Consider the following 9,032-nt stretch of genomic DNA (forward strand, 5'->3'; position numbering starts at 1 on the left):
TCGCTTCATAGTCCTGTCCCCGCGAGGCAAACTCTTCGGCCAGCAGTTGTGCGGTGCGTTCGCCGACGTGACGAATTCCCAGACCCAGAAGAACGCGCCACAGGGGATTCTTCTTTGAGTGCTCAATCTCATCCAGAAGTGTCTGCGCCGACTTCTTACCGATGCGTTCCAGCGTGAGCAACTGATCCATCGTCAGCGTGTACAGATCAGCGACGGAATGGATCAGCGCCTTGCGAGCTACCGGTTCTGCAGCCTCTTCTTCGCCTTCAGAGGGAGCAATCTCTGCCTGACCAAGTAGCTGCGCGACAAGCGCATCTCCAAGGCCTTCGATATTCATCACGCCACGCGATGCGAAGTGCAGCAACTCTTCGCGCAGGCGTGCCGGGCAACTGGCATTGACGCAGCGCCAGTCCACCTCGCCTTCTTCGCGGATGACCGGCTCGCCGCAGACTGGGCAGTGCTTAGGAAACTCAATCTCTTCGGTTCCGCGGGGATGACTCTCGTCCACCTTCACGATCTTGGGAATCACATCGCCGCCACGTTCGACCTGCACCCAGTCGCCAATGCGCACGCCCAGTCGTTGGATCTCGTCGGCATTGTGCAGCGTTGCATTACTGACGGTGGTGCCGCCGATGAAGACAGGTGTCAGACGCGCGACCGGAGTCAGCTTGCCGGYACGTCCTACCTGGAAGCCGACGCCCTTCAACTGTGTCACTCCTGCGCGAGCCGCAAACTTATACGCGATGGCCCACCGTGGAGCCTTGCCGGTAAATCCCAGCCGCGCCTGCTGCGCGGTGGAGTTGACCTTTACGACGACACCATCGATCTCATAGCCAAGATCGTCACGCTGGGTCTCCGCCTTTTCAATGAACTTCAGAACGGTGTCGATGGTCTTCGCGGAGGAGCCATGCATGTTCACACGGAACCCTGCGGTCTTCAGAGCATCGAGCGTTTCCTGCTGGCCCGGCAGAAGTGTCTCGCCGTCGCGCAGCAGGAAGTAGGCATAGAAGTCGAGCCGCCGCTGGGCGACGATGTTTGGCTCCAGTGTGCGGATGGTGCCGGCGGCGGCATTGCGTGGGTTCGCCTTCACCGGCAGACCCGCGGCAGCAGCCTCTTCGTTCATCTTCTGGAAGGCGGCCTGCGGCATTACCACTTCGCCGCGGACTTCGAACTCCTGTGGCATGCCGGCCTTCTTCAGCTTCGCGGCAGAGACCGCAAGCGGTACGCTGCGAATGGTACGGACATTGGTGGTGACATCTTCACCCGTCGTGCCGTCGCCTCGTGTGAGGCCGCGCTGCAGTACAGAGGCTCCATTGGCGGAAGCTCCGTAATGCAGCGCCAGCGAGAGGCCATCGAGCTTCAGCTCGCAGACGAATTCGACTGTCTCGCCTRCAGGCAATGCGGCATGCACGCGGTCGGCCCAGGCGCGCAGCTCAGCCTCGTTGTAAGCGTTATCGAGCGAGAGCATGGGGCGCGAGTGCGCCACCTTGGCAAAGCCCTCTTTGGGACGGCCGCCGACGCGCTGTGTCGGAGAGTCAGGTGTAATCAACTCCGGATGTTCGGCTTCCAGTGCCTTCAACTGATTCATCAAAGTGTCGTACTCAGCGTCTTCGATTTCAGGGGAGTCTTCGACGTAGTACAGGTACTCGTGATGACGCAGGGTCTCACGCAGCGATTCGATTCGGGATTCAACACTCATGCCATTCGCATGATAGAACGGCCGCTTATCTAAATTCTTGCCCGCCGGAGGGAGGTTTCATCCTACAATCGCTTCGCACAGGGGGAAACGTTGATGACTGAAGCTGAAGTAACCTCCACGGAGCCAGGACTCTCGCAGATTCAGCGGGTGATCTACACTTTTACTGCTCCGTCAAAGACATTTACCGATGTTCTCAAGCACAGCCGCAACGTGCTGCTGCCTATTCTGCTGATCTTTATCGGTTCCTACATCTTCACTTTCAGTGCTGCGACCCGTGTCGGATATGACGCCTTGGCTGAAAGCGCCATCAAAGCCAATCCGAAGATGGAAGAACGGGTCCAGGGGATGACCGCCGAACAGGTGGCGACGGTTCAGAAGCAGCAAATGATCGGCATGAAGATCACCGTCTATTCCTTCCCGGTCGTGATGATCATCTTTGGTGCGTTATTTACGCTCTTCTTTTGGGGGACTGTGAACTTCGGCTTCGGAGGCGAAGCCACCTACGGCCGGCTCTTCGCCGTAATGATGTATGGCTCTCTGATCGCTGTTACGAAGTTCCTGCTGGCCGCACTCATGTTGTGGGTGACGGACCCGCCGGAGATCTTTACCTTTCAGGATCCCGTCGGTACCAACATTGGCTATTACCTTGATCGTCACAGCGGCCCGCTCTATGCATTGCTGACCTCGATCGACATCTTCGAGATCTGGGAGTACATCGTGCTCGGAATCGGCTGCGCCATCGTTGCAAAGCTGCCGATTCGTAAAGGGATCATCGCAGTCTTTATCTGGTGGGTGTTGATCGCGCTGATGAAGGTCGGTTTCGCTGCCGCATTCAGTTGAGTGCTCATCGTCAAATTGACCGAGAAACTGGGTGCCCCATTCACGTGTAGCGTGAGTGGGAATGATGTGGCTCAATATCCCACCCATTGCTTTGCAATGGATGGGGCACCCAGAGTATCGGCGCTCCCAAAGACCAGCCCCAAAAAGCGAAGCCGCGAGATTGCTCTCGCGGCTTTGCTTTTACTTTTATGAAAATTACTCAGACCACTTCTTGAAGACCAGCGAACCATTGGTTCCACCGAACCCGAAGGAGTTCGACAGGGCGTAGTCGATCTCCACGGACTGAGACTTCCCAGGAACGTAGTTCAGCTTGCACTCGGGATCTACGTTCTCGAGATTCATCGTCGGCGGAGCGATGCTCTTCTGCATCGCCATGATCGTGATACCCGCCTCCAGGCCGCCGGCGCCGCCCAGAAGGTGGCCCGTCATCGACTTGGTGGAGCTGACCAGCAGCTTGTGGCTCAGCGCGTGTTCGCCGAAGAGGTTCTCGATACCCTTGGACTCCAGGGCATCCCCCAGCGGCGTGCTGGTGGCGTGTGCGTTCAGGTAGGCAACCTGCTCTGGCTTGATGCCTGCCCACTTCAGTGCATTCGCCATGGCACGGTAGCAGCCTTCGCCCTCGGGAGCCATACCGGTCATGTGGTAGGCATCCGAGCTCATGCCGTAGCCGATGATCTCGGCCAGGATGGTGGCTCCGCGCTTCTTCGCAGACTCCAGCTCTTCCAGAACCAGGATGCCCGCACCTTCGCCCACCACAAAGCCGTCGCGGTCCTTGTCCCAGGGGCGGCAGGCGTGTGTCGGGTCGTCGTTGCGGGTGGAGAGCGCCTTCATCGCGGCAAAGCCACCCACGCCCATAGGCGTGATGGCAGCTTCGGCTCCGCCGGCGATCATCGCGTCGGCATCGCCTCGTTCGATGATGCGGTACGCGTCACCGATGGCGTGCGCGCTGGTGGTGCAGGCCGTGGCTGTGGCTTCGTTCGGTCCCTTGGCTCCAAAACGGATGGAGACATGGCCCGCCGCCAGATTCACGATGGAAGCCGGAATGAAGAAGGGCGAGATCTTGCGCGGACCGCCCTGCATCAGGTTGGTGTGCTCACGTTCGATGACATCAAAACCGCCGATGCCCGAGCCGATATGCACGCCCACCATCTCGGCGTTTTCGGGGGTAACCTTCAACCCACTCTGTTGCATCGCCTCGTCTGCGGCGGCGATGGCAAAGTGGATGAAGCGGCCCATCTTGCGGGCCTCTTTTTTATCGATGAACTTGTACGGATCGAAATTCTTGACCTCGGCGGCAAAGCGGACGGGGTGGCCTTCCAGAGGAAATGCCGTAATCTCCGCCATACCGCTCTTGCCGGCCATCAGTCCGTCCCAAACCTCTGCGGCCGTGTTACCGACACCGCAGATCAGGCCCAGGCCTGTTACAACGACGCGACGCTTTTCCACGTGATTCCTTTGGTTACTTCTTCGAGTGCGACTCGATGTACTCGATCGCGTCCTTTACAGTCTTGATCTTCTCAGCGTCCTCATCCGGAATCTGGATGTCGAAGGCTTCCTCAAACTGCATGACCAGCTCGACGACGTCCAGGGAGTCGGCGCCCAGGTCTTCCTGGAAGCTTGCACCGGGGGTCACCTCGGCCTCGTCCACCTGAAGCTGCTCCACAATGATTGATTTCACCTTTTCTGAAACATCTGCCATGAGTTGAGTCTCCTGTCTCTTTCCCTCTATGAATCTTGGTACTGCACAAAACCTGATGCGTCTGCGACCGTACGCGGCCAATTTCCGCGAAATCTTAGGATACGAAACGCCCTGTTGAGTGTAAAACAACCGCGTGCAAAGGAAAACGAACCGGGTTAAAACGGTTCCTCTTCCGATGCGGCCAGCAGGGGGGTAATGTTCCCCAGTTCCGGAAATGGAATCCCGTCAAGGTCGCCCAGGTTGCCTTCATCCATCTCTACGTCCCGCAGGGTCCGGTTGATGGCCCGGGTGCGGATATTCAGGCTTTCGATGGTGTTCTGCACCGTGCTGACCTGCTTTTCCATCTTCGACATCAGGTCGCCAAACTTACTGAATTCATTGCGCGTCTTCGAGAGCACCTTCCAGACGTCGTCGCCCTTTTCCTGGATGGCGAGCATGCGAAAGCCCATCTGGAAGCTAGTCAGAATGGCTGATAATGTGCTCGGACCGGCGATGGTGACGTTGCACCTGGACTGGATCTCAGCCTGCAGGCCGTCGCGGCGCATCACCTCGGCGTAGAGGCCCTCCGTCGGCAGAAACATGATGGCGTGCGGCGTGGTCACCGGCGGCTGGATGTACTTGTCGCAGATCCGTTTGCCTTCGGTCCGGATGGCGGCCTCAAAGGCGCGACCGGCGGTGTGAACTTCTTCCGGATTGCCGCGCTCGTAGGCCGCTTCCAGGCGCTCCCAGTCCTCACGCGGGAACTTGGCGTCGATCGGCAGCAGCGTCTCGCCCTGGGGGCTGGGGAAGCGGACGGCGTACTCCACGACTTCCAGGCTGTTTGCCTTGACTCGGGCATTTTGCAGGTACTGGCTCGGGGCAAGCATCTGCTCCAGCAGCATACCGAGCTGGACTTCGGCGAAGCCGCCGCGTGACTTCACGTTGGTGAAGATCCGGCTCAGGTCGTCCACGCCTTCGGAGAGCTTGGACATTTCACCCAGCCCGGCGTGCACCTTGGTTAACTGATCCGTTACCTGCCCGAAGCTTTCGGTCAGGCGGGTCTGCAGCGTGGCATGCAGCTTCTCATCGACCGTCTGCCGCATCTCTTCGAGTTTGGCGGCGTTGTCGCGGTTCAGCTTGTCCAGGTGCTGGGTATTGCTTGTGCTCAGGTCGTTCAGCTTGGAGTTCAGGCTCTCGCGCAGGGTGGTGGCCTGCTGGTGCTGTGCCTCGGCGAACTGGCCAAGCCGGTTCTGCAGGAAGTCCATCTGCAGGTTCATCGCCTTCTGCAGGTCCACGGAGGAGCTCTTGTTGTCGGCGCGGAAGCTGTCCAGGCCGCCGGTCAGAACGGTGCTGAGCTTGGAGATGCTGGCTGTTACCTCGGTCCGCAGCTCGCTGGCGGCCTTGGCATTGGCCTCCAGGGTGCGTAAGGTCGCTTCCTGGGCCTCTCGCCGGGCATCGCTGAAGCCGTTACGCAGAGCGGCCTCCAGGGCGTCGGTCTTCGTCTCCAGCCGGAGCATCTGCTCGGGATCGACAGCGGGACCCTGCTTGCGCAGCAGCAGCACGAGTACCAGTAACAACGTCAAGCCTTCCAGCGCGGCCAGAGCAATCAGCATTTCGTTTTTCCTTCGCCCTCAGGCTACCATTATTTTGCGGTAAATCCTGATGAGGAAAGCTGAATCCTGATGAGGAAATCAGGGGCAGAAACCCGGAAATTAACCCCGCTCGCGGTACATTAAGCAGGCGAAGCAACAACCACTTACAGCGCAACGGAGCCCCCGCCGATGGCGATGATCGAGTTCGTCCGCAATTATTCCGACCATTCAACCGACCGTGGTTACCAGTTCGAATTCCGCTGCGACCACTGCAGCTCCGGCTATATGTCGAGCTACAAGCCGTCTGCTCTGGGGGCCGCCGGCTCGATTCTGGAGGCAGCCAGCAGTATCTTCGGAGGCTTTTTGGGCGGAGCCCGCGACTCGGCGTACGACATTCAGCGGGCGATCGGGGGCAAGGCGCACGACTCGGCGCTGCAGGAAGCGGTTGCCGAGGTAAAGCAGAAGTTCTCCCGCTGCCAGCGTTGCGGCAAGTGGGTTTGCAACGAGATCTGCTGGAATACCCGGGCGCAGCAATGCGCCGGCTGCACCCCAAAGTACGAGCAGGAGATCATCTCGCAGCGCACCCATGCCCAGTTGCGCGCCTCGCAGCAGCAATTGGAGGACAAGGCCGCGACGACCGACTATGTCTCCGGCATCGACGTACGCCCGGATGTGCAGGTGGAGTTCAATCACGGCAATGCGGAGATTGAAGGCCACGATGTTCGGCAACTGCCTGCCTCCGCCAATCCGGCCGATCCGGCAAAGGCTGCAGCAGCGGCTGCTTGCGCTGCCTGCAATGCTCCGTTGACCGGCGGAAAGTTCTGCGGTGAGTGCGGCGCTCCGGTTGCCCGCGTTTGTCCGTCCTGTGGTGTGAGCGCATCGCCGACTGCGAAATTCTGTAATGACTGTGGAACGAAGCTCAATGGCTGAAAAAGTACGTTGTGGGTGGGCCGGGTCCGACCCGTTGATGCAGGAGTATCACGATAGAGAGTGGGGCCGTCCGGAGCGCGACAGCCGCGCCATGTGGGAGTGCCTGATGCTGGAAGGCTTTCAGGCGGGTCTCTCCTGGCAGACCATTCTTCGCCGTCGCGAAGGCTTCCGTCGTGCCTTCAAGAACTTCGATCCGGTGAAGGTGGCGAAGTTCACGGAGAAGGATATCGAGCGCCTGATGCAGGATGAGGGCATTATCAGGCAAGAAGCGGGTGCCCCAGGTCCCTAGGGGACCTGGGTATTCGCGCTACGCGCGAACCGTTTTTCTCCGGTGCTTCACCGTATCTTGAGGTCTGGAAAGTAAAGGCCGGGCCCAGGTCCCCTTAGGGACACCACCCCAACGAACAAGTTCGTCGGGGACCCCGGACCTGGGGCACCCAGAGCATGGGTGGCTTGGTTCTTATAGGCACATCAGAATGGCGTCTGCGATGCGTGCTCCCTGCACCGCCGCTTTGACGTTATGTGCACGAATCACATGTGCTCCGGCAAGAATCGCCGCAGTATGCATCGCTACTGTCGCAAACTCCCGATCCCGTACGTCACCATCGAGAAAACCCTTCCTCGACGCGCCGGCCATGATTGGCAGGCTGAGTTCTTTCAGGCTTCCCAGTCCTGCCATCAGCGTGAAGTTCTCTTCTCCGCGCTTGCCGAAGCCGAAGCCGGGATCGACGATCAGGCGATCCCGTGCAATGCCACTCTCTTCGATGCGCTGCTTCAGTTCACGAACAACGGTTGGCACGATCTCCGTCATCGGTGGCAGCGTCGCCCATTCCGACGGTTTGCCGCGGGTATGCATCAGAACGGCGCCGCAGCCCAACGCGCGGCAGGTCGCTGCCATCTCCGGATCCCACAGCAGGCCGGAGACATCGTTCACAATCTCCGCTCCGGCTTCGATGGCCAACCGCGCGGTCGAAGCGCGATAGGTATCCACGCTCACGATTGCTCCTGCCTTAGTCAATGCCTCGATCACTGGGAGAACGCGGCTCTGTTCCTCTTCCCTGCTGACCTCGCCCGCACCACCTGGACGTGTCGATTCACCGCCAAGATCGAGGATGTCCGCGCCCTCGTTCAGCAGTCGCAACCCATGCGCCAGGGGATCGTAGTGGCCTCCATCACTGAAGGAGTCGGGTGTGGCGTTCACGATCCCCATCACCAGCGTGCGCTCTCCGAGTGACAGTTGGCGTGAGCGCAGTTGCCAGAGAAAACGATCTCTTCGTGCAAAGCCCATCGATGCCGATGCTACACTCCGCCCATGCGATTGAGTGGAACGAAGACCTTGCGGCAGCTTTGTGCTGTCGTGACACTGGCTGCTATCAGCCTGCCAGGGTTTGCTGCAGACAAGAAAGCATCGCGCAAACCAACGCTGGCGCAGCAGGTCACTGTCATCCTTGCAGATCCGGCAGTCAGTCGCGCGCATTGGGGTGTCTATGTCTCCACTCTCGATGGCAAGCCAGTCTATGGCCTGAACGACGGGCAGTATTTTGTTCCCGCTTCGAACAACAAGGTCTTCACGACAGCCACCGCTCTCGCATTGCTTGGTCCGCAGAAAACCTTTACGACGTGCATTACCGCAGAAGGAATCTATGCGACGCCCGCGGCGCTGGCGGGTAACCTGGTGCTGGTCGGTGGCGGTGATCCGAATCTCTCCGGCCGTAGCTTCCCGTATCTCTCGCCCTCCCAGCGCCCCAAGCCTGCTCCGCCGGCAGCCGATCCTCTGCAGTACCTGGCGCAGATGGCCGACCAGGTGGCGGCGAGCGGGTTGAAGGTGATCAACGGCGATATCGTCGGCGATGACACCCTCTTTCCCTGGGATCCGTATCCGGAGGACTGGGCGATCGATGACACCGTCGGCGATGACGGCTCGCCGGTCAGCGCTCTGACCATCAACGACAACCGTATCGATGTCACCATCACGCCTGCGACTGATCCTGGCAAGCCGGCGACGGCAAGCTTTCTTCCTGCGGTGCCGTATTACTCCCTGGAACTGCACATCATCACTGGGGCTCCCGGCTCTGCGACACGGATCTCCTCGGAGCGCGATCTTGGTTCCAGGACAGTACGTCTGAGTGGAACAATCGCGTCTGACGCAAAACCCTATATCGAGTCGCTGGCGATCCACGATCCCGCGGAGTTCGCCGCGCTTGCTCTGAAGCAGCTTCTCGAAGCTCGCGGTATCGAGGTGACGGGTAAAGCTGTTGCGCGTCATCGCTTGCCGGTCTCTCCTGCTCCGAAG

9 protein-coding genes are annotated in these 9,032 nt (G+C 59.6%); 4 read left to right on the top strand and 5 right to left on the bottom strand.

Features of this window, described 5'->3' with window-relative positions:
* The coding region (gene ligA / locus AB4043_RS09175) for an NAD-dependent DNA ligase LigA (protein ID WP_442306914.1) at window positions 1-1,699 on the bottom strand (1,699 nt) is incomplete at its 3' end.
* 93 nt (window positions 1,700-1,792) lie between these two features.
* Here ligA and AB4043_RS09180 point away from each other — a divergent pair.
* Window positions 1,793-2,539 (top strand): YIP1 family protein, encoded by a 747-nt coding sequence (locus AB4043_RS09180; protein WP_442301399.1) that lies wholly within the window; start codon window positions 1,793-1,795, stop codon window positions 2,537-2,539.
* Window positions 2,540-2,734: 195 nt separating this feature from the next.
* Here AB4043_RS09180 and fabF read toward each other — a convergent pair whose 3' ends face one another.
* The 3 genes from fabF to rmuC all read right to left on the bottom strand — a co-directional run bounded on the left by fabF (window position 2,735) and on the right by rmuC (window position 5,830).
* Window positions 2,735-3,985 (bottom strand): beta-ketoacyl-ACP synthase II, encoded by a 1,251-nt coding sequence (fabF, locus tag AB4043_RS09185; RefSeq protein WP_442301400.1) that lies wholly within the window; start codon window positions 3,983-3,985, stop codon window positions 2,735-2,737.
* A gap of 13 nt (window positions 3,986-3,998) precedes the next feature.
* The gene (locus AB4043_RS09190) at window positions 3,999-4,238 is read right to left on the bottom strand and encodes an acyl carrier protein (protein ID WP_147646572.1); all 240 of its coding nucleotides are present in this window, start codon (window positions 4,236-4,238) and stop codon (window positions 3,999-4,001) included.
* Window positions 4,239-4,393: 155 nt separating this feature from the next.
* Window positions 4,394-5,830 carry a DNA recombination protein RmuC gene (rmuC, locus tag AB4043_RS09195; protein ID WP_442301401.1) on the bottom strand — a complete coding sequence of 479 codons (1,437 nt, stop codon included), beginning with the start codon at window positions 5,828-5,830 and terminating at the stop codon, window positions 4,394-4,396.
* Between the two features lie 168 nt (window positions 5,831-5,998).
* Here rmuC and AB4043_RS09200 point away from each other — a divergent pair, with 168 nt between their 5' ends.
* Complete coding sequence (locus AB4043_RS09200; RefSeq protein WP_442301402.1) at window positions 5,999-6,739, top strand: zinc ribbon domain-containing protein; 741 nt, start codon at window positions 5,999-6,001, stop codon at window positions 6,737-6,739.
* The gene (locus tag AB4043_RS09205; protein WP_442306915.1) at window positions 6,732-7,028 is read left to right on the top strand and encodes a DNA-3-methyladenine glycosylase I; all 297 of its coding nucleotides are present in this window, start codon (window positions 6,732-6,734) and stop codon (window positions 7,026-7,028) included. The genes AB4043_RS09200 and AB4043_RS09205 overlap by 8 nt, the downstream gene beginning before the upstream one ends.
* Before the next feature lie 171 nt (window positions 7,029-7,199).
* On the opposite strand, the gene folP is transcribed toward AB4043_RS09205, so the two are convergent.
* Window positions 7,200-8,027, bottom strand: coding sequence for a dihydropteroate synthase (gene folP, locus AB4043_RS09210; RefSeq protein ID WP_442301404.1), 828 nt, complete (start codon window positions 8,025-8,027; stop codon window positions 7,200-7,202).
* Window positions 8,028-8,075: 48 nt separating this feature from the next.
* Between folP and dacB the strand changes: the two genes are divergently transcribed.
* Window positions 8,076-9,032, top strand: a 957-nt coding sequence (dacB, locus tag AB4043_RS09215; protein ID WP_442306916.1) for a D-alanyl-D-alanine carboxypeptidase/D-alanyl-D-alanine endopeptidase, incomplete at its 3' end; no start/stop codon positions are given.

The sequence above is a fragment of the Terriglobus sp. YAF25 genome, from assembly GCF_052113305.1.
Classification (GTDB): domain Bacteria; phylum Acidobacteriota; class Terriglobia; order Terriglobales; family Acidobacteriaceae; genus Terriglobus.